The sequence below is a fragment of the Streptomyces sp. NPDC048664 genome (assembly GCF_040650555.1).
GTDB lineage: Bacteria > Actinomycetota > Actinomycetes > Streptomycetales > Streptomycetaceae > Streptomyces.
Genome location: NZ_JBEZHK010000007.1, coordinates 181,328 through 204,376 on the forward strand (window position 1 = coordinate 181,328; position 23,049 = coordinate 204,376).

The following is a 23,049-nucleotide window of genomic DNA, read 5'->3' on the forward strand; positions in this document are numbered from 1 at the left end:
TTCCATGACGTCTTCGAACCCCTCCAGGCGAGACCGCGCCGAAGCCCTTCCCGAGGACCTGAGGGAGGCCCTGCGCCGGCGACTGGCCGGACGCGCCCCCACCGCCGCGGGCACCGGGGTCGGCGCCCCCGCCGGCATCCCGCGCGCCGACCGCGACCGGCCGCTGCCCCTGTCCTTCGCCCAGCAGCGCCTGTGGTTCCTGGACCGACTGAGCCCCGGCGACGCCCGTTACAACAGTGCCGTCGCGGTGCGGTTCACCGGCACCCTCGACCGCACCGCCCTGCACGACGCCCTCACCGCCGTCGTCGGCCGCCACGAGGCGCTGCGCACCACGTTCGCGGAGAGGGACGGTCTGCCCGCCCAGACCGTGCACCCGGCGGGCCCGGTGCCGCTGCCGGTACGGGAGACGGCCGCCGCGGACCTGGACGCCGTCCTGCTCGCCGAGTACGCCCGGCCCTTCGACCTGGGCGCCGGGCCCCTGCTGCGCGCCCTGCTGCTGCGGCAGTCGCCGACCGAGCACGTGCTGCTGCTGACCGCCCACCACATCGTCACCGACGGCTGGTCGATGGGCGTCGTCCTCGACGAACTCCGCACCCTCTACGACGCGTCGGTGCGCGGGGCGAGCCCTGACCTCCCGCCCGTGGCCGTCCAGTACCCGGACTTCGCCGCCTGGCAGCGCGAGCAGCTCTCCGGCCCCCGCCTGGAACGCCATCTCGCCCACTGGAAGCAGCAACTGGCGGACGCGGTCCCGCCGGAGCCGCCCCTGGACCGGCCCCGACACGGTGCCGAGGCCGGCCCGGGCGCCGTGCACACCTTCGCCGTCCCCGCCGCCCTCACGGCAGGACTCCGCGAGCTCGCCCGGAACCAGGGCACGACGCTGTACACGGCCCTGGTCGCCGCGTGCCAGGCGTTGCTCGCCCGCTGGTCCGGCCGGCCCGAGAGCATCGTCGGCTCGCTGACCCCGGGCCGCTCCCGCACCGACCTGGAACGCGCCGTCGGCTTCTTCGTGAACACCGTCGTCCTGCGCACCCCCGTCGACTCCACCGGCACCTTCCGCGAGCTGGTGGCGCGCACCGCGGACACCGTCAACGACGCCTTCGCGCACGGCGACACGCCCTTCGAGCGGGTCGTGGAGGCCGCGGGCGCCCACCGGGAGGCGGGCCGCAACCCGCTGTTCGACGTGATGGTCCTGCTGCACCCCGACCCGCCCGGCGCCACCGCGCCCACCGGACTCACCGCCTCCCCGGTCGCCGTGCCCCGGCAGGCCGCCACCTTCGACCTGAGCATCGAGTTCGTCCCCGACGAGGACGCCCTGACCGGCCTGCTGGAGTACCGCACCGACCTGTTCGACGCGGCGACCGCCGAGCGCATGGCCGGACAACTGCTGCGCCTCCTGGCGGCGGCCGTCGCCGCACCAGACCGGCCGCTGGGCGCCCTGCCGCTGCTGTCCGAGCGGGAGACGCGGCAGGTCACCCAGGACTGGAACGGCACCGCCCTGCCCGTCGGCGACGCCCTCCACCCGGAGATCTTCCAGGACCGGGCGGCACGCACCCCCGACGCCCTCGCCCTGGTCGCCGCGGGCGAACGGCTCGACTACGCCACCCTCAACACCCGCGCCAACCGGCTCGCCCACCACCTGATCGCCCTCGGCGCGGGCCCCGAACGCCTGGTCGCGCTGCGCCTGCCGCGCACCGCCGACATGATCGTGGCCATCCTCGCCGTGTGGAAGGCCGGCGCCGGCTACCTGCCCCTGGACCCCGCGCTGCCCGAGGAACGCGTCCGCTTCCTGCTCGCCGACGCCCGCCCCGCCCTGGTCCTGGACGAGGCCGCGCTCGCCGCCGTACCGGCCGGCGGCCCGGACACCGACCCCACCGACGCCGACCGCCGCGCCCCGCTGCACCCGCTGCACACCGCCTACGTCATCTACACCTCCGGCTCCACCGGCCGCCCCAAGGGCGTCGCCGTGCCCCACGGCGCGGCCGCGCACCTGCTCGCCGCGCACCGGGCCGGATTCGTCGCCGACGCCGGGGGCGGCCCGCTGCGGGTCGCGCTCACCGCCTCGTTCTCCTTCGACACCTCCCTCGAAGGGGTGCTGCTGCTGGCCGACGGCCACCCGCTGCACCTGGTGGACGAGACCACCCGGATGGACCCGGCCGCCCTGGTCGAGTACGTCGTCGCCCACCGCGTCGACTTCCTCGACCTCACCCCCTCCTACCTGCGTCAACTGCTGCCCGCCGGGCTGCTGAGCGATCCCCGCCACCAGCCCCGGGTGCTCATGCTCGGCGGCGAGGCGATCGGCCCCGCCCTGTGGCGCGAACTGGCCGCGCACCCCGATGTGGCCGCCTACAACTTCTACGGCCCCACCGAGTACACGGTCGACGCCCTGTCCTGCCGGATCGAGGGCACCGGCCGACCGCTGGTGGGCCGCCCGCTGCCGAACACCCGCGCCTATGTCCTGGACGGCCGGCTGCGGCCGGTGCCCCCCGGTGTCGGAGGCGAGCTGTACCTGGCGGGCCCGCAGACGGGCCGGGGCTACGCCGGACGCCCCGGACTGACCGCGGCCCGCTTCCTGCCCGACCCGTTCGGGCCGCCCGGCAGCCGCATGTACCGCACCGGCGACCTCGCCCGATGGACGGCGGACGGCCGGCTCGACTACCTGGGGCGCGCCGACGACCAGGTCAAGGTGCGCGGTCACCGCATCGAGCCCGGCGAGATCGAGGCCGCCCTGCTCGACCTGCCCGATCTCGCGGCCGCCGCCGTCGTCGCGGTGCCCGACGCGCACGGCCACGCCCGCCTCGCCGCCTACACCGTCCCGGCGCCCGGCGCGCCGACACCCGAGCCCGCGGCGCTGCGGGCCGCCCTGCGGCGCGTCCTGCCCGACCACATGGTGCCCTCCTCCTTCACCGCGCTGGACGCGCTGCCGTTGACCACCAGCGGCAAGCTGGACCGCCGGGCCCTGCCCGCCCCCGACCCCGACGCGGACGGGGCGACGCGGGAGTTCGCAAGCCCCCGCACCCGCGACGAGGAGATCCTGGCCGGCATCTGGGCCGAGGTGCTCGGGGTGTCCCGGGTCGGCGTCAGCGACAACTTCTTCGAGCTGGGCGGCGACTCCATCCTCAGCATCCAGGCCGTCTCCCGCGCCCGTACCGCGGGCCTGCGCCTGAACTCGCAGGACGTCTTCCGCCACCAGACGGTCGCCGAACTCGCCGCGGCCGCGTCCCGGCGCACCCCCGCCGAACCCGGGCCGCGCCACGACGCCGGCCCCGGCCCCCTGACCCCGATCCAGGAGTGGTTCCTCGCCACGCACGGGCCACTGCGCCACTTCGCCATGTCGATGCTCCTCGACCTGCCGGGCGACCTGGACGAGGCCGCCCTCACCCGGGCCCTGGAGGCGGTCGTCGGCCAACACCCCTCGCTGCGGGCCCGGTTCCTCCAGGACGAGGCCACCGGCGCCTGGCGGCAGCACCCGGGGACGGGCCCGGCCACCGCGCTGATGACCCGCCATGACCTCGCCGACCTTCCCGAGGCCGCCCGTGCCGCCCGTGCCGCCCTCGACCCCGCCACCGGCTCTCTGCTGCGCGCGGCCCTGCTGCTGCCGGCCGACGGCGCCCGCCCCCGCCTGTTCCTGACGGCCCACCATCTCGCCGTCGACAGCGTCTCCTGGCGGATCCTGCTCACCGACCTGGAACTCGCCTACCGGCAGGCCGCGCACGGCGGCACCCCCCGACCGGAGCCCGAACACACCCCGTTCACCGCCTGGGCCCGCGCCCTCGCCGAGCGGGTGCGCTCCGGGGACCTCGACGGCGACCTGCCGTACTGGACGGCCGAGACCGCCGCCGCGCGCACCGCCCTGCCCGTGGACCTGCCGGGCACCCCGCTCGCCGGGAGCGTGCGCACCGTGCGTACCACGCTGGACCGTGCCACCACCGAGGCACTGCTGCGCCGGGTGCCGGGCGTGTACCGCACCCAGGTCAACGACGTGCTGCTGAGCGCGCTCGGGCGGGTACTGGCCGACTGGGCGGGCGCCGAGCACGTCACCGTCGCCCTGGAGGGCCACGGGCGCGAGGACCACCTCGTTCAGGGCGCCGACCTGTCCCGCACCGTCGGCTGGTTCACCACCCAGTACCCGGTCACCCTCGCGCCCGTCGGCCCGGCCGGCGCCCCCGACTGGGCCGCCACCCTGAAGTCCGTCAAGGAGCGGCTGCGCGCCGTGCCCCGGCGCGGCCTGAGCCACGAGGCGCTGGCCCGCCTCGGCTCGCCCGCGCCCGCCGCCCGCGCCCTCGGCGAACTGCCGCTGCCCCAGGTGTGCTTCACCTACCACGGCCAGTGGGAGACGACCGGGCAGGGGGACTTCGCGCCCGCCACCGACCTGCCCCTGCCCGGCGGGGACATGGACCCCGAAGAGCCGCTGGACCACCTCCTGGACGTGTCGGCCGCCGTGACCGACGGCACGTTGGAGATCACCTGGTACTACAGCGACCGCGTGCACGAGGAGAACACCGTCCGCGGCCTCGCGGACGGCATGGTCCGCGCGCTCACCGAGGTGACCGAGCACTGCGCGCGGCCCGACGCGGGCGGGCGCACCCCGTCCGACTTCCCGCTGGCCCGCCTGGACCAGGCCGCCGTGGACCGTCTCGCCGGCGACGGCAGGTCCGTGGAGGACCTGCTGCCGCTCACCCCGCTCCAGGAGGGCATGCTCTTCCACCGTCTGGTCGGCGGCCCCGACGACGTGTACGTCGACCAGGCCGCGCTGCTGCTGGAGGGGGTGGACGACCCCGACGCGCTCGCCACCGCCTGGCAGCGGGTCACCGACCGCACGCCGGCCCTGCGCACCTCGGTGGTCTGGGAGGGCGTGCCCGTCCCGCTCCAGATCGTGCACCGCCGGGTCCGCGTCCCCGTCGAGCACGTCGACTGGCGCGAGCACGACCCGGCCGAGCGGTCCGCCCGACTGGAGCGGCTGCGCGCCGAGGACCTCGCCCGGGGCATCGACCTGGGCCGGGCGCCCCTGATGCGGCTCACCCTGGTCCGGCTGCCCGACGCCCGGCTGCACCTGCTGTGGACCTCCCACCACCTGATCCTGGACGGCTGGAGCCTGGCCCAGGTGCTCACCGACGTGTTCGCCGAGTACACGGCCCTCACCACGGGCACCGCGACGAAGCCGCCGGTGCGCCGGCCCTTCGCCGACTACGTGCGCTGGCTCGCCGACCAGGACGCCGAAGCCGCGCGCACCCACTGGCGCACCGTCCTCGACGGCTTCGCCACCCCGACCCCGCTGCCCGTCGACCGGGTCCGCCGGGCGGGCCACGAGACCCGCTCCGCGGGCGTGCACACCGCCGCCCTCACCGACGAGGTGTCCGCCCGGCTGAACCGCACCGCCCGAGCCGCCGGACTCACCCTCGGCACCGTGGTGCAGGGCGCCTGGGCCCTGCTGCTGTCCCGCTACGGCGCCGAGCCGGACGTGCTGTTCGGCACCACCGTCGCCGGGCGCCCCGACGACCTGCCCGGCGTCGAGTCCATGGTGGGCATGTTCATCAACACCCTGCCCACCCGCGTGCGCGTGGACGGGACCCGTGACGCGGCCGACTGGCTGCGGGACCTCCAGACGGCGCAGGCCGAGGCCCGCCGCTTCGCCGCCGTGTCCCTCGCCGAACTGACCTCCCTGAGCGACGTGCCGACGGGCCGGCCGCTGTTCGACAGCATGGTCGCCTTCGAGAACTACCCGTTCGACGAGGCCCGTTCGGCGGACTCCGGGGTGCGGCTGGCCGACGTGTCCTCCCGCGACGCCACCAACTACCCCCTCGTCCTGCGCGCCTACCAGGGCGAACGGTTCGGCTTCGACCTCGCCTACGACCCGGAGCTGTTCGACGCGGCCACCGTGGAGAGCCTGGCGGCCCGGCTGTGCCTGCTCCTGACCGAACTGGCCGACGACCCGGGCCGCCCGCTCGCCGCGCTCGCCTGGACGACCGCCGAGGACCGGCGGCGCGCCCTGACCGAGTGGAACGGCGACGAGGAGGGAAGGCCCGCCCGGACCCTGGTGGACCTCTTCGAGGAGCAGGCCGCCCGCACCCCCGGCGCCGAGGCCCTCACCTGCGGTGACGAGCGCCTCGACTACGCCGAACTGGACGCGCGGGCCAGCCGGCTCGCCCACCGGCTGACCGAACTGGGCGCGGCCCGCGAACGGTTCGTCGCCCTCGCCCTGCCCCGCGGCACCGATCTCGTCGTGGCGGTCCTCGCCGTCCTCAAGACCGGCGCCGCCTACCTGCCCGTCGACCCCGCCCTGCCCGCCGAACGCGTCACCCGGCTGCTGGCCGACGCCCGACCGGTGGCCCTCGTGACCACCACCGGGCACGACGGCGCCCTCCCCGTCCTGGTCCTGGACGACCCCGAGGTGCGCGCCGACCTGGACCGCCGCCCCGCCACCGCCCCGGCCGGCCCGGACCGCCGCCCGCTGCCGGAGAGCCCCGCCTACGCCATCTACACCTCCGGCTCCACCGGCCTGCCCAAGGGCGTCGTCGTCCCGCACGCCAACGTGGTGCGCCTGTTCACCCGCACCAGCCGCTGGTTCGACTTCGACCACACCGACGTGTGGACGCTGTTCCACTCCTACGCCTTCGACTTCTCCGTCTGGGAACTGTGGGGACCGCTGCTGCACGGCGGCCGCCTGGTCGTCGTGCCCGACGGCACCGCCCGCTCACCGGAGGACTTCCTGCGCCTGCTCGCCGACGAACAGGTCACCGTCCTCAACCAGACGCCGTCCGCGTTCTACCCGCTGATGCGCGCGGACGCCGAACTCCCCGAGGTCAGCGCCCGGCTGGCCCTGCGCACGGTCGTCTTCGGCGGTGAGGCGCTGGACGTGGCCCGGCTCACCGACTGGTACGAGCGCCACCCGGACGACGCCCCCCGCCTGGTCAACATGTACGGCATCACCGAGACCACCGTGCACGTCACCTACGCCCCGCTGGACGCGCCCGCGGCCCGCGCCGGCACCGCGAGCCCCATCGGCACCGGCATCCCCGACCTGCGGATCCACGTCCTCGACGAGGCGCTGGACATCGTGCCCCCGGGCGCGGTCGGCGAGATGTACGTCGCCGGTGAGGGCCTGGCCCGCGGCTATCTGAACCGCCCCGGCCTCACCGCGGGCCGCTTCCTCGCCGACCCCTTCGGACGGCCCGGCACCCGCATGTACCGCACCGGCGACCGGGCCCGCAGGCGAGCCGACGGCACCCTGGAGTACCTGGGCCGCGCCGACCAGCAGGTGAAGATCCGCGGCTACCGCATCGAGCCCGGCGAGATCGAGGCCGCCCTGCACACCCACCCCGGCGTCGGCGCCGCCGCCGTCGGCGTGTACGAGGACGGGTCCGGCACCCGGCGCCTGGTGGCCCACGTCGTGGGCACGGGCGGCGGGGCCGCCGCCGTGCCCCCGCCGCCCGCCGCCGAACTGCGCGCGCACCTGGCACGGTCGCTGCCCTCCCACATGGTGCCGGCCGCCTACGTGCCGCTCACGGCGCTGCCGCTCACCCCCAACGGCAAGCTCGACCGGCGCGCCCTGCCCGCGCCCGGACCCGACGGCTTCGCCACCGACGGCACCCGGATCGCGCCGCGCACCCCCGCCGAGCGGCTCGTCGCCGCCGCCTGGACCGACGTCCTGGACACCGACGCGGTCGGCGCCGACGACGACTTCTTCGCGCTCGGCGGCGACTCCATCCTCGCCGTCCGCGTCACCGCCCGGCTGCGGGCCGCCTTCGGAACCGAGGTATCGCCCCGGCTGCTCTTCAGCCACCCGACGCTCGCCGCCCTCGCGGCCGCCCTCGGCGACCCGCCCGAGGAGCCCGTCGCGCCGGCCGGCACCATCCCGGCCGCCGACCCGGCCGAGCCGGCACCGCTGTCCCACGCCCAGCGACGCCTGTGGTTCCTGGACCGCTTCGAGCCGGGCAGCACCGAGTACACGACCCTGTCCGTCCTCCGGCTCACCGGCCCGCTCGACCGCGGCGCGCTGCACACCGCCCTGAACGGCCTGGTCGCCCGGCACGAGGCCCTGCGCACCACCTTCGCCGAACAGGACGGCCAGGCCCACCAGATCGTCGGCCCGCCCGCGCCGGTGGACCTGCGGCACACGGACTGCCCCGACACCGCCGCGCTCGACGCGCTGGTCGACCGCGAGGCCGCCGAACCCTTCGACCTGGGCACCGGCCCGCTGATGCGGGCCCGGCTCGCCCGACTGACCGGCGCGGACACCGAGGAACACGTCCTCGTCCTGGCCGTGCACCACATCGTCACCGACGGCTGGTCCATGGGCGTCCTCGGCCGGGACCTGGGCGAGCTGTACGCGGCGGCCCGCGAAGGCCGCCGCCCCGACCTGCCCGACCTGCCCGTGCGGTACACCGACTACGCCGCCTGGCAGCGCACCCGCACCGAGCAGGCCGAGCACGACCTCGCCCACTGGCGCCGCGCGCTCGACGGCGTCGCACCGCTGGAGCTGCCCACCGACCGGCCGCGCCCGGCCGTGCGCACCCGCGACGGCGCCCTGGTCACCTTCACCCTGCCCGCCGCCCTCACCGAGCGCCTGCGCACCCGCGGCCGGGAGGCGGACGCCACCCTCTACGCCACCCTGCTGACCGCCTGCCAGGTGCTGCTCTCCCGCTGGGCCGGCCAGGAGGACCTCACCGTCGGCACCGTCGCAGCGGGCCGGGAACTGCCCGAACTGCACGACGTCGTCGGCATGTTCGTCAACACCCTGGTCCTGCGCGCGCAGGTGGGGCCCGCCCTGACCTTCCGCGGGCTGCTGGCCGAGACACGGGACACCCTGCGGGCGGCCGTCGCCCACCAGGAGGTGCCCTTCGAACGCGTCGTGGACGCCCTCCAGCCGGAGCGGGACACCAGCCGCACCCCGCTGTTCCAGGTCATGGTCGCCCTGCACAACCTGGGTGCCGAGGCGCCCCGGCTGCCGGGCCTGACCGTGGAGCCGGTGACCCCGCCGGTCCGCAACGCCACCTTCGACCTCGCCTTCGACTTCGTCGAGCGGGACGGCGGCGCGCTCACCGGACATCTGGAGTACAGCACCGGCCTGTTCGACACCGGCACCGCCGAACGCCTGGCCGCCCGGCTGCGGATCCTGCTGGAGGCCGTCGCCGAGAACCCGGACCGTGCCGTCGGCGACCTGCCGCTGATGACCGACGCCGAGCGGCAGCGGGTGCTGCGGCACGGGCAGGGGAGGGCGCTGCCCGACCCGGACACCACCTTCCCCGCCCTGTTCGAGGCGCAGGCGGCCCGCACCCCCGGCCTCACCGCGCTCGTGGCCCGCGACGCCACCCTCGACTTCGCCACGCTCAACGAACGGGCCAACCGGCTCGCCCACCACCTCATCGCCCGCGGCGCCGGCCCCGAGGACGTGGTCGCCCTGCGCCTGCCCCGCACCTCCCACCAGGTGGTGGCGCTGCTGGCGACCGTCAAGGCGGGCGCCGCCGTGCTCTGCCTGGACCCGCGCCTGCCCGAGGAGCGCGTCAGGTTCCTCCTGGACGACGCACGCCCGCGCGTCCTGCTCACCGAGGACACCCTGCGCGAGGTGGCCTGGGACCGGTTGCCCGCGCACGACCCCACCGACGCCGACCGGGTCCGGCCGCTGCTGCCCGGCAACACGGCCTATCTCGTCCACACCTCCGGTTCCACCGGCCGCCCCAAGGGCGTCGCGGTCGAGCACCGCCAGCTCGTCAACCTCTGCCACGACCACCGCGCCCAGCTGGTCGCCCCGCACACCACCGACGGCGGCCGGCTGCGGGCCGCGCTCAGCGCCTCGTTCTCCTTCGACACCTCCTGGGAGGGCCCGCTGCTGCTCGCCCTCGGCCAGCAGATGCACCTGATCGACGACGAGGTGCGCCTGGACCCCGAGGCGTTCTGCGCCCAGGTCGCCGACGAGCGCCTGGACCTCGTCAACGTCACCCCGTCCTTCCTGCGCGAACTCCTGTCCGCCGGACTGCTCGCCCCCGGCCGCCACCACCCGCGGCTCCTCCTGGTCGGCGGCGAGGCCGTGCCCGCCGCCACCTGGCGGGAACTGGCGGCGGCCGAGCACACCCTCGGCATCACCGTCCACAACATGTACGGCCCCACCGAGTGCACCGTCGACGCCGTCTACGGCCGCTGCGCCGACCGCCCCGACCGGCCGGTCATCGGCCGCCCGGGCGGAGGCCTGCGCGCCTACGTCCTCGACGACGCCCTGCGCCTCGTGCCGCCCGGCGTGCCCGGCGAGCTGTACCTCGCCGGAGCGCAGGTGGCCCGCGGCTACCGCAACCGTCCCGGCCTGACCGCCGCTCGCTTCCTGCCCGACCCGTTCGGCGCGCCGGGGGAGCGGATGTACCGCACCGGTGACCGGGCCCGCTGGGACGACGCGGGGCTGCTGGAGTTCCTGGGCCGCGTCGACGAACAGGTGAAGATCCGCGGCTTCCGCATCGAACCCGGGGAGGTGGAGAGCGCCCTGCTCGCCCACCCGGACCTCGCCGACGCCGCGGTGACCGCCCGCGAACACGCCGGCCGCCTCATGCTCGTCGCCCATGTGGTGCCCGCGGGCGACCGGGCCGTGTCGGCCGACGCACTGCGTCACCGGCTGCGGCGGACCCTGCCCGACCACATGGTGCCGTCCGCGTTCGTCACGCTCGACCGGATCCCGCGCACCACCAGTGGCAAGACCGACCGCCGCGCCCTGCCCGCCCCGCCCGCGGGCCCCGACTCCGGCGGCGAGTACGTCGCGCCCCGGCCCGGCACCGAGGAGCGGCTGGCCGCGATCTGGGCCGAGGTGCTCGGCGTGGAACGGGTGGGGGCACGGGACAACTTCTTCGCCCTCGGCGGCGACTCCATCCTCAGCATCCAGATCGTCTCCCGCGCCCGGCAGGCCGGACTCGCCCTCGCCACCAAGGACGTCTTCCGGCACCAGACCGTGGCCGAACTGGCCCTGTGCGCGGGTGAGGCGGCTCCCGCCGCGACCGCCACCGGGCAGGCGCCCCCGGCCCGGGCCCCGCTCACCCCGATCCAGCACTGGTACCTGGACGGCCGCGACCCCGGCGACCCGCTGCGCTTCACCATGACCCAGCGCCTGGAACTGGCCCCCGGCACCGACGCGTCCGCCCTGAGCCGGGCGGCGGACGCCCTGGTCGAGCGGCACGCGGCCCTGCGCACCCGGTTCGTGCGCACCGGGTCCGGCTGGCACCAGGAGGCGCTGCCCGGCGCCCCGGACACCGTCTTCAGCCGGCACGACGCGGCGGGCCTGGACGACCCGGCGCTGGAGGCCGAGGTGCAGCGGCTCACGGACGAGGCCCAGGGTGGACTCGACCCCACGACGGGCCGCGTCGTCCGCCTCCTGTTCTTCGACCGCGGCCCCGAGCGGGCGGGACAGCTCGTCGTCACCGTCCACCACCTCGCCGTGGACGGCGTCTCCTGGCGCATCCTGCTGGCCGACCTCACCACCGGGTACCGGGCGGCCGCCGCCGGCCGGCCGGTGGAACTGCCGCCCGCCGGCACCTCCTACGGCCACTGGGCCCAGCGTCTGGAGCGGCACGCCCTGTCCGGCGCCCTCGACGGCGACCTGGACCACTGGCGCGGCACCGGCACGGCCCCGAACGGGCTGCCAGCCGGGCGGCCCGGCCCCAACACCCACGGCACCGCCGCCACGGTCACGGTCCGCCTGGACCGCCGCACGACCGACGCCCTGCTGCGCCAGGTGCCCGAGACCTACCGCACCCAGGTCAACGACGTCCTGCTCAGCGCGCTCGGCCGCACCCTGGCCGCATGGTGCGCACGCGACACCGTCCTGATCGGCGTGGAGGGACACGGCCGGGAGGACCTGTTCGCCGACGTCGACCTGTCCCGCACGGTGGGCTGGTTCACCGCCGAGTTCCCGCTCGCGCTGCGCGTCGACCCCGACGCCGGCTGGCACGACACCCTCCGCTCCGTCAAGGAGCAGCTGCGCGCGATCCCGCTGCACGGCCTCGGCCACGGCGCGCTGCGCCACCTGCTGCCGCACAGCCCCCTCGCCGACGCCCCCACCCCGCAGATCGGCTTCAACTACCACGGCCAGTGGGACGCCGGCGCCGACGACGGCGACGGCCTCGTCCGCGGGGCGCTGCCACCGGCCGGCCGCGACACCGACCCCGACGCACCGCGCCCCTACGTCCTGGACGTCACCGGCGTGGTCCAGGGCGGACAGCTCGAACTCGGCTGGACCTACCCGCCGGCCGTGCACGACGAGGCCACCGTCCGGGGCCTGGCCGAGCGCATGATCACCGCCCTGCGGGAGATCGTCGCGCACTGCGCCGAGCCGGGTGCCGGCGGCCGCACCCCGTCCGACTTCCCGCTCGCCGGGCTGCCGCAGGACCGGCTCGACACGCTGGTCGGCGACGGCCGGGACGTCGAGGACGTCCTGCCCCTCACCCCGCTCCAGTCCGGCATGCTCTTCCACGGGCTCGTCGACGGCGAGAGCGCCTACTTCGACCGCATCGCCGTCCGGCTCAGCGGCGTGGCCGACCCCCGCACGTTCGCCGAGGCCTGGCAGCAGGTCGCCGACCGCACCCCGGCGCTGCGCACCAGCGTCCACTGGCGGGACCTGCCCCACCCGGTCCAGGTCGTCCACCGCCGCGCCGAACTCCCCGTCCGCCTCCTGGACTGGCGCCGCCTGACCGCCGAGGAGCGGGCGGCCGAGACCGGGCGGCTGCTCGCCGACGACCGTGCCGCGGGCATGGACCTGACCACCGCGCCCCTCACCCGCCTCACCCTCGCCGCCCTGCCCGGCGACGAGGTGCTCCTCGTGTGGTCCACCCACCACATCGCGCTGGACGGCTGGAGCACCGGGCAACTGCTCACCGAGGTGTGCGAACGCCACGCCGCGCTCACCGGCGGCCCCGACACGCCACCGCCGTCGCGGCGCCCGTTCGCCGACTTCCTGCGCTGGCTCGGCGCGCAGGACGAGACGGCGGCCGAGGAGTACTGGGCCGGCGCCCTGTCCGGGTTCACCGCCCGCACCCCGCTGCCCTACGACCGCGGTCCGGCCGAGGCCCACCGCGCACGCTCCGCCGCCCTGGTCCACCACGAGCTGGACGAGCGGGTGTCCGACCGGCTGCGGGAGGCCGCGGCCCGGGCGGGGCTGACGGTCAACACCGTGGTGCAGGGCGCCTGGGCGCTGCTGCTGGCCCGCTCCAGCGGACGCGACGACGTGGTCTTCGGCACCACCGTCTCCGGCCGTCCGGCGGAACTCCCCGGCGTCGAGACGATGATCGGCATGTTCATCAACACCGTGCCGACCCGGGTCCGGTTGCCGCGCGGCGGCGTGCTGCCCTGGCTGCGCGGCCTCCAGGACGAGCAGAGCGAGGCCCGCCGCTTCGACTTCCTCGCCCTGCCCCGCATCCAGGCCCGCACCGCGCTGCCGTCCGGCGAGGCCCTGTTCGACAGCATGGTGGTCTTCGAGAACTATCCCGTCGACGAGTCGGCCACCGCCCGCACCGGAGTCGGGGTGGTCGAGGTCCACGCCGACGACGCCACCACCTTCCCCTGGTGCCTGCGCGCCCACCTCGCCGAACGGCTCGGCTTCGACCTGGCCTACGACCCCGCGCTGTTCGACGCCGCCACCGTCGAGCAGACCGTGCGGCGCCTGGCCGTCCTGCTCACCGCGCTCGCCGACCAGGGACTCGACGGACACCTCGCCGACCTGGATCCGCTGACCGAGTCCGACCGGGCCCTCCTGGCCGCCTGGAACGCCCCGGCCCGCGCACCGGAACCCCGCAGCCCCGTCGACCTGTTCGAGGACCAGGCCCGCCGCACCCCCGACGCGATCGCCGTGGAGGACGGCGACACCGAACTGACCTACCGCCAACTGAACGACCGGGCGCACCGTCTCGCCGCCCGACTGGTGGCCGGCGGTCTCGTCGCCGAGGACCGGGTGGCCCTGCTGATGGACCGCTCGGCCGACCTGGTCGTCGCCCAGCTCGCGGTGCTCATGGCGGGCGGCGCCTATCTGCCGCTCGATGCCCGCGCCCCCGAGGCTCGCCGCCAGGAGCTGCTCGCCGAGGCGGGCGCCACGGTCCGGCTCACCGCGCGGGAGGTGGCCGCCGCACGCGCGGACACCACCGTGACCGGGCTGCCGCCCGCCGATCCCGACCGGCTGGCCTACGTGATGTTCACCTCGGGCTCCACCGGCCGCCCGAAGGCGGTCGCGGTCCGCCACCGCGACGTGGCGGCCCTGGCCACCGACAGCCGCTTCGCCGACGGCGTGTGCGCCCGGGTCCTGCTCCACTCGCCGGTGGCGTTCGACGCGTCCACCTTCGAGGTGTGGGCACCCCTGCTCACCGGCGGCCGCGTGGTCGTCGCCCCGGGCGGCACGGTCGACGCGGCCCTCGTGCGCCGGCTCGCCGGAGCGGGCCGACTGACGGCGCTGTGGCTGACCGCCGGAGTCTTCCGGCTGCTCGCCCAGGACGCCCCGGACTGCTTCACGGGCCTGCGCCAGCTGTGGACCGGCGGCGACGTGGTCCCCGCGGCCGCCGTACGCCGCGTGCTCACCGCCTGCCCCGGCCTGAGCGTCGTGGACGGCTACGGACCCACCGAGACCACCACCTTCGCGACCTCCTTCCCCCTCACCGACCCGGCCGCCGTCCCCGGCACCGTGCCCATCGGGCACCCCCTGGACGACATGCGGGTCCAGGTCCTCGACGCACGGCTGCGCCCCGTCCCCCCGGGCTGCGCGGGGGAGCTGTACCTGTCCGGAGAGGGCGTGGCGCGCGGCTACCTGGGCCGGGGCGGCGACACCGCCGCCCGCTTCCTGGCCGACCCCGCCGGAGAGCCCGGATCGCGCATGTACCGCACCGGCGACCTGGCGAGGCGCCGGACCGACGGCACCGTGGAGTTCCTCGGCCGCGCCGACGACCAGGTCAAGATCCGCGGCTTCCGCGTCGAGCCCGGCGAGGCGGAGGCCGCGCTCGCCGCCCACCCCGGCGTCCTGGACGTGGCGGTGCTGGTGCGCGAGGACCGGCCCGGAGCCAGACAGCTCGTCGCCTATGTGGTCGGCCCCGCCGGCCAGGACACGGCGCGGCTCGCGGAGTTCGCGAGCCGGGCCCTGCCCGACTACCTGACGCCCTCCGCCTACGTCCCGCTCGACGCGCTGCCCCTCAGCGGCAACGGCAAGGTCGACCGGGCCGCCCTTCCGGCCCCCGCGACCCCGGAGCGGCGTGAACGGACCGAGCCCCGCAGCGAGGCCGAGCGCCTGACGGCCGAGGTCTTCGGCCAGGTGCTCGGCGTCGAACCGCCCGGCGTGGAGGACGACTTCTTCCGGCTCGGCGGCGACTCCATCCTCAGCATCCGCCTCGCCGCCCGCCTCGCCGAGGCCTTCGGCACCGACCTCACCCCCCGGGACGTGTTCACCCGGCCCACCCCGGCCGGACTCGCCGCCCTGCTCACCGGACAGCACCCCACCGGCCGCCCCGCCCTCGTCCCCGTCGACCGTGCCGCCGCACCGCCCCCGATGTCCTACGCCCAGCAACGCCTCTGGTTCCTGGAGGAGTTCACCCCCGGCGGCACCGAGTACGTCACCGCGCTCGCCCTGCGCCTGCGCGGCGGCCTGGACAGCGACGCCCTGGCCGCGGCCCTCACCGCCCTCACCGCCCGCCACGAGTCGCTGCGCACCACCTTCGACAGCGTCGACGGCCAGGGCGTCCAGGTCGTCCACCCGCCACGGCCCGTGCCGCTGCCCTGCCACGACCTGTCCCGGCTGCCCGAGGCCGAACGGGAAACCGCCCTGCGCGCCCGGCTCACCGGCGAGCGCGGCCGCCCGTTCGACCTGCGGCAGGGGCCGCTGCTGCGCCCCCTGCTGATCCGGCTCGCCGCCGACGACCACGTCCTGGCGCTCACCCTGCACCACATCGTCACCGACGGCTGGTCCACCTCCGTCCTGCTCGGAGACCTGGCCCACCTCTACCGTGCCGAACTCGGCCTGGCCGACGGCGAACTGCCGCCGCTGCCGGTGCAGTACGCCGACTACGCGCACTGGCAGCGCACCGCCGGGGAGAGCGCGACGACCGAGGAACTCGCCTACTGGAAGGGGCAACTGGCCGACTGCCCCGTACTGGACCTGCCCACCGACCGGCCCAGGCCCGCCGTGCGCACCAGCAACGGCGCCGGCACCCGGCTGGTCGTGCCCGCCGGCACCGCCCGCCTGCTGACCCGGCTCGCCCGGGACCACGGCAGCACCCTGTTCACCGTGCTCGTCGCCGCCGTGCAGGCCTACCTCGCCCGGCTGTCCGGGGAACGGGACATCGCCGTCGGCACCGTCACCTCCGGCCGCGACCGGGCCGAGACCCAGGGGCTCGTCGGCTTCTTCGTCAACACCCTGGTGCTGCGCTCCCGGGTCGAGGACGGGCAGCCGTTCAGCGAGTTCCTCACCCGGGTCCGGGGCACCGTCCTGGACGCGTTCGCCCACCAGGACGTGCCCTTCGAGCGGGTCGTGGACGAGGTGCAGCCCGTCCGGGACACCAGCCACAGCCCGCTCTTCCAGGTCATGGTCGTCCTGCAGAACACCCCGGCCGCCGACCTCGACCTGCCCGGTCTCGACATCGGCGACGTCGAGACCGACACGGAGCAGGCGGCGTTCGACCTCACCCTGGAGTTCGCCGAGGCCGACGACGGGGCCCTGCACGGGCTGATCACCTACAACACCGACCTGTTCGAGGCGGCCACCGCCGAACGCCTCGCCGCCCGGCTCGGCACCCTGCTGGACCGGATCGCCGAGGACCCCGCCCGACCGGTCGGCGCGCTGCCGCTCACCGACGACGACGAGGTACGCACCCTGCTGGAGCAGGGCCGCGGCACGTTCCCCGCGGTGGCGGAGGCCACCCTGCCCGACCTGTTCGAACGGCAGGTGGCCCGGACCCCCGACGCCGTGGCCCTGGCCGAGGGCGACCGCACCTGGACGTACACGGACGTCGAGCGCGCCGCCAACCGGCTGGCCCACCGGCTCCTGTGCGACGGGGTCGGACCCGAGCGGGTGGTCGCCCTGGCCCTGCCGCGCTCGGCGGCGACCGTGGTGGCGCAGCTCGCCGTGGCCAAGGCCGGCGGCGCCTTCCTGCCGGTCGACCCCCACTACCCGCCGGGACGCAGGGAGTTCATGATCCGTGACGCGGGGGTGTGCGGGATCGTCGACGATCCCGACCAGGTGTGGGCCGCCGAAGGGCCCGAGACCGCCCCCACGGACACCGACCGCACCACCCCCCTCACCCCCGCCCACCCCGCCTACGTCATCTACACATCCGGCTCCACCGGAACACCCAAGGGGGTGACGGTGACCCACCGCGGCCTCGCCTCCTTCGCCGCGGCGGCCGCCGACCGCTACGCCGCGGGCCCCGGCGACCGGGTGCTGCAGTTCGCCTCACCCAGCTTCGACGCCTCCGTCCTGGAGCTGTGCACCTCGCTGCTCAGCGGCGCGACCCTGGTGACCGGTGAGGAGGGCCCCCTGGTGGGGGAGCGGCTGGCCGAGGCCCTCACCGAGCGCCGGGTCAGCCACGCCCTGATCCCGCCGGCGGCTCTGGCCACCCTCCCGGACGGCACGGCCGGCGACCTGCCCGCACTGCGCACCCTGATCGTCGGAGCCGAGGCCTGCCCCGCCGACCTGGTGGAGATCTGGGCACCCGGCCGCCGCATGATCAACTCCTATGGCCCCACCGAGGCCACGGTGGTCGCCAGCTGGACCGACCCCCTCGCCCCGGGCGGCGGCGCACCGCCCATCGGCCGCCCCTCGGGCAGCACCCGCCTGTACGTCCTCGACGCCGCCCTGCGCCCCGTCCCGCCCGGCCTGACCGGGGAGTTGTACGTGGCCGGTCCCGGTCTGGCCCGCGGCTACCTCGGCCGCCCCGGGCTCACCGCCCAGCGGTTCGTGGCCGACCCCCACGGCGCGCCGGGGGAGCGGATGTACCGCACCGGGGACCTGGTGCGCTGGAACACCGACGGCGAACTCGTCTTCGGCGGCCGCACCGACGACCAGGTCAAGCTGCGCGGCTTCCGTATCGAACCCGGGGAGATCGAGAGCGCGCTGCGGCGCAGCCCCCGGGTGCGGGACGCGGTGGTCGTCGTACGCGCCGACGCGGCACCCCAGGACCCGGCCGGCACCGGACCCGCACGGCTCGTCGCCTACGTCGTCCCCGCCGAGCCCGCCGCGAGCGACACGGAGACCGCCGTGCCCCTCGCCGAGCGGGTGCCCGCCGGTGAACTGCGCGCCCACCTGGGCGAACTGCTGCCGCCCCACATGGTCCCCTCGGTGTTCGTGCCGCTGGAGGAACTGCCGCTCACCCCGAACGGCAAGACCGACCGCAAGGCCCTGCCCGCCCCCGGCCCCGCGCAGGCCACCGGCGGACCGCGCACCGCACCGCGCACCGACACCGAGCGCCGGATCGCCCGGATCTGGTCCGACGTGCTCGGCGTCGAGGAGATCGGCGTCGACGACAACTTCTTCGCCCTCGGCGGCGACTCCATCCTGAGCATGCAGGTCGTCTCCCGGCTGCGCCGGGCCGGACTGCATCTGGCCACCCGCGACCTGTTCACCCACCAGACCCTCGGCGCGCTCGCCGACGTCGTCCGCGAGGCACCCCAGGCGCACACCCGGGGCCCGGTGACCGGGGACGTGCCCCTCACCCCCATCCAGGACTGGTTCCTCACCACACCGCGCGCCGCCCACCACCACTTCAACCAGTCGGCGCTGCTCGAACTCGACGGCGAGCCCGACCCGGCCGCGCTGCGCGCCGCCTTCGACGCGCTGCTCGACCACCACGACGCGCTGCGCATGCGCTTCACCCCCGGCGAGGACGGCTGGCACCAGTTCAACCCGCCGCCCGCCGACACCGGCACCGGCGACATCCTCGTCCGCCACGACCTGGCGGGCCTGTCCGCCGAGGACGCGGACGCGGCCATGGAGAAGGCCGCCGACGAACTCCACGCCGGCTTCGACCTGGCCCGCGGCCCGCAGCTGCGCGCCGCCCTGTTCACCGGCGACGCGGACCGGCCGGTGTTCCTGCTGCTCGTCGCCCACCACCTCGTCGTCGACGCCGTCTCCTGGCGCATCCTCAGCGACGACCTGGAAACCGCCTACCGGCAGGCCGTCCAGGGCGTGCCCGTCGACCTGGGCGAGCGCGGCACCAGCTTCCGCGACTGGTCCCGCGCACTGGCCGCCCATGTGGCCGAGGGCGGCCTGGACCACGAACTGCCGTACTGGGAGGAGGCGGTAGGCGCCGCACCCGCGCCGACCCGCCCGAGTGGCGACACCGACACGACACCGGCCGCGGCGGTCGGCGTCGAACTCGGCGAGGAGGACACGGAGAGCCTGCTGCGCGCCGCGCCCACGGCCTACCGCACCCGGATCAACGACGTGCTGCTCGCCGCCCTCGCCCTCGCCCTGGCCCGCTGGACCGGACACGACCGGGTCCGACTCGACCTGGAGGGGCACGGCCGCGAGGACCTGCTGGACGACGTCGACCTCTCCCGCACCGTCGGCTGGTTCACCAGCGTCCACCCGGTCGCCCTCGAGGTGAGCGACCCCGGCCGGCTCGGCCCGGACCGCGACTGGCGGGCCCTGGTGAAGTCGGTGCGCCGCCAGCTGCGCGCGGTCCCCGGCAACGGCATCGGCTTCGGCGCCCTGCGCACCTTCGGCCCGCCCGAGGTCCGCGAGCGCCTGGGAGGCAGCGCGCACAGCCCGGTGGTGTTCAACTACCTCGGCCAGTGGGACGCCCGGCCCGAGACCCTGGACGGCGGCCTGATCCGGGCCCAGCACGGCTCCTTCGGGCAGGACCACGACCCCCGGGACGGCGGCTCCCACCCGGTGGAGGTGGTCGGCGCGGTGCAGCACGGGCGTCTCGCCTTCACCTGGCACCACCACCCCGCCGTCCACGACACGGCGACCGTCCGCCAGGTCGCCGAGGACTTCGCCGAGGCCCTGCGCCAGATCGCCCGCCACGCCCGAGGAGACAGGTGACACCTCCTGCCCGAACCCCCCGGACGCCGCGCCCGCGGCGTCCGGGGTCCGGCCCGCGCTCACCGCCGGCCCCCGGCCGGCGCGCCCGCGCGACGACCGCCACCGAATCGCCCGACCACCCAGCGAACGAGAAGGAACACACCATGGACGAGAACACCCGCTACCAGGTGCTGCGCAACGACGAGGAGCAGTACTCCCTCTGGCCGGCCGACGTCGAGGTGCCCGCCGGCTGGCAGACCGTCGGCAAGGAGGGCACCGAGGCCGAGTGCTCCGCCTACGTCGACGAGGTCTGGACGGACATGCGCCCGCGCAGCCTGCGCGAGCGCATGGAGAACACCGGCGCCTGACCGGCCCGGCACACCGCCGAAGGCGCCGGGTCCGCCGCGAGCGGCCCGGCGCCTCGCCCTTCCCACCTCCCACTCCCCGCCCCGGCCCCACCACCCAGGAGACACCCCATGACCCCCGTACTCCGCAGCGCGCGCCTGGAGTTCCGCCCCTACCGGCCCGAGGACGAGGAGGTCTTCGTGAACCTCCTGCGCGACGAGGAGGTGTGCCGCTGGATGGGCCAGGACCTCGTGCCCGAACCCGAGATCCGCGCGCTGTTCCGCGCCATCCTCACCGAGGTCTACCCCCGGGAGAGCTTCGACGTGTGGGGCCTGTGGCTCGACGGCGCCTACGTCGGCCACGCGGAGGTGAAGAGAACCGGCAACGTCGACGGCCACGAGCTGGTCGCCGCGCTCGCCCCCGCCCACTGGGGCCGGGGCCTGGGCACAGAGGTGGTCGGCGCCCTGCTCCGGCACGCCGCCGAGAACCTCGGCGTGGCCGAGGTCTACGGCATGGTGGGCGCGGACAACACGGCCAGCCTGGCGCTGTGCGGACGCCTGGGATTCAGACATGTACGCGACGTCGTCGGCGAGGACGGGTCGGTGACGAAGATGCTGGTGGCCTCGACGGCCGCCCGGCACCCGGCGGAGCCGACATCCGCGACGCGGGCGCGGCATCTGCGCGGCGGCACCGACGAGCAGATCCATGACCCCGTGGGGCACTGACCGCGGCGGGACACCCGCCCGATCACCAGGGCACGAGCGTTCCGTCCCAGGAGAAGAAGCCGCCGGTGGGGCCGTCGTCCGGCAGCAGGGCCAGGCGAACGGCGCCCCGCGCGGCCTCGGCCGGGTCGCCGCCGGCAGCGGCGGCCCGGGGGTTGAGATCGGTCGCCCGCAGGCCGGGGGCGAGTGCGTTGACCTTGAAGCCGTCCCCGGCGAGCGTCTGGGCGTACAGGACGGTGAGGGCGTTGAGGGCGGCCTTGGACGACCGGTAGGCGGCGCCGTTGCCGCTTCCCGGGGTGAACTGGGGGTTGGGGCCGGTGCTCCAGGTCAGCGACGCGGTGCCGCTGGAGACGTTGACGACGCGCGGGTGCGGGGACCGGCGCAGGGCGGGCAGGAAGGCCTGGGTCACCGCCACCACCCCGAACACGTTGGTCTCGTACGTGCGCCGGTACTCCTCGACGGGGGTGTCGGTCGGTGGGGCGAGTGAGGGCGAGATGCCGGCGTTGTTGACCAGCACGTCCAGGTGTTCCACCTGGACCGCGGCCCGGGCGATGCCGTCGGGATCCGTCACGTCGAGGAGCAGCGGCCGGGCGCCGGCGCCGATCTCCTCGGCGGCCCGCCGTCCGCGTTCCGGGTCGCGGGCGCCCACGTACACGGTGAGGCCCTCGGCCGCGAGCAGCCGGGCGATGTGCTTGCCGATGCCCTTGTTGGCACCGGTGACCAGAGCTGTGCGATCGTTCATGGCATTCACGGTCCCCTGGCGGTGGGCGCCCTGCCAGGGACAGTCCGTACCAGGCACCCGGCAGGAGGCGGCATGGCGCGGCAGGAACTGGCCCGCTTCCTGCGGGACCGCCGGGCCGGCCTGCGCCCGCACGACGCGGGGCTGACGACGACGGGCACCGCCCGCCGTACGCCGGGCCTGCGCCGCGAGGAGGTGGCCGAGCTCGCCCACATGTCGGTCGACTACTACACGCGGCTGGAGCAGGCCCGGGGACCGCGGCCGTCGGGCCGCATCCTGGACGCGCTGGCCGAGGTCCTGCGGCTGACACCGGCCGAGCGCAGCCACCTGTTCCGTCTGGCGGGTTCGGAAGCGCCGCCCGGCGGCGGCGTCGTGCGGCGGGTGCGCCCGCAGGTGACCGCGATGCTGGAGCGGCTGCCGCAGGCCGCCGCCGTCGTCACCGACGCGGCGTACGGCGTCGTCGCCTGGAACCCCCTGGCCCAGGCGCTGCTCGGCGGCGACCTCGCGCGCGGGACGACGAACCTGGCCCGGCGCCGCTTCCTGGGCGAGGGGCGGATGTACGACAGTTCCGGCGCCGAGGAGTTCGGGCACATCGCGGTGGCGCGGCTGCGCCGGGCCGCCGACCGCTATCCGCACGACCCGCGGCTGACCGCCCTGCTGGCCGCGCTGCACGCCGGCAGCGAGGAGTTCCGGCGGATCTGGCGGACCCATCCGGTCCATGCTCCCGGGCACCGCACCAAGACCCTGGACCATCCGGTGGCCGGCCCGCTGCGGCTGAACTGCGACGTCCTGCTCGTCCCCGAGGACGACCAGGAGGTCGTCCTCATCACGGCCGACCCGGGATCGCCTTCCCAGCGGGCCCTGCAGGGGCTCCTCAGGCCGTCGACCTGAAGCGACGGAATGTTTGCGTCAGCAACTGGATGTGATGTCGGGTCGCTGGTGTTGTGAGGGCGGGCACAGGGCGTGGGTCACGTACGAGGCTGCATAGGAGGGGCTGGGGGGGTTCCTGAGCAGGCGATTGATGCGGTTTGTCCTGTTTGGCGGGTTTTGGTGTGGGGGTGTGGGGTAGTACGTCACACCTTTGCCAGGTGGTTTCACGGTCGCTAAGAATCGTTCTCGTCGCTCGGCGTCGTGGTCCTCGGACCGCGGCGCTCATCGCTGGGAAAGGCCGGCGAGGTGAGGAGCCGGGCGGCGTCCGCGTTCTACGAAGAGGTCTCTTAGTCGATGCTGAAGAACACCGACATCCGTGCCCGTGCTCGTGCTCTGACCAAGACCCGCAA

5 protein-coding genes are annotated in these 23,049 nt (G+C 75.6%); 4 read left to right on the forward strand and 1 reads right to left on the reverse strand.

Annotated elements, in window-relative coordinates; genetic code table 11:
- Positions 1-4: 4 nt before the first annotated feature.
- From AB0C59_RS10400 to AB0C59_RS10410, 3 genes are all read left to right on the forward strand, one after another.
- Entirely contained in the window at positions 5-19,984 is a 19,980-nt protein-coding gene (locus AB0C59_RS10400) for a non-ribosomal peptide synthase/polyketide synthase (protein WP_363002690.1), read from the forward strand.
- Positions 19,985-20,127: 143 nt separating this feature from the next.
- Positions 20,128-20,331, forward strand: a complete 204-nt coding sequence (locus AB0C59_RS10405) for an MbtH family NRPS accessory protein (protein WP_363002692.1) — start codon at positions 20,128-20,130, stop codon at positions 20,329-20,331.
- Positions 20,332-20,439: 108 nt separating this feature from the next.
- Positions 20,440-21,033: a GNAT family N-acetyltransferase gene (locus AB0C59_RS10410; RefSeq protein ID WP_363002694.1), complete on the forward strand. Its 594-nt coding sequence runs from the start codon at positions 20,440-20,442 to the stop codon at positions 21,031-21,033.
- 22 nt (positions 21,034-21,055) lie between these two features.
- Here AB0C59_RS10410 and AB0C59_RS10415 read toward each other — a convergent pair whose 3' ends face one another.
- The gene (locus AB0C59_RS10415) at positions 21,056-21,772 is read right to left on the reverse strand and encodes an SDR family oxidoreductase (RefSeq protein ID WP_363002696.1); all 717 of its coding nucleotides are present in this window, start codon (positions 21,770-21,772) and stop codon (positions 21,056-21,058) included.
- Positions 21,773-21,844: 72 nt separating this feature from the next.
- Between AB0C59_RS10415 and AB0C59_RS10420 the strand changes: the two genes are divergently transcribed.
- Positions 21,845-22,660, forward strand: a complete 816-nt coding sequence (locus tag AB0C59_RS10420; RefSeq protein WP_363002698.1) for a helix-turn-helix transcriptional regulator — start codon at positions 21,845-21,847, stop codon at positions 22,658-22,660.
- The last annotated feature ends 389 nt before the right edge of the window (positions 22,661-23,049 follow it).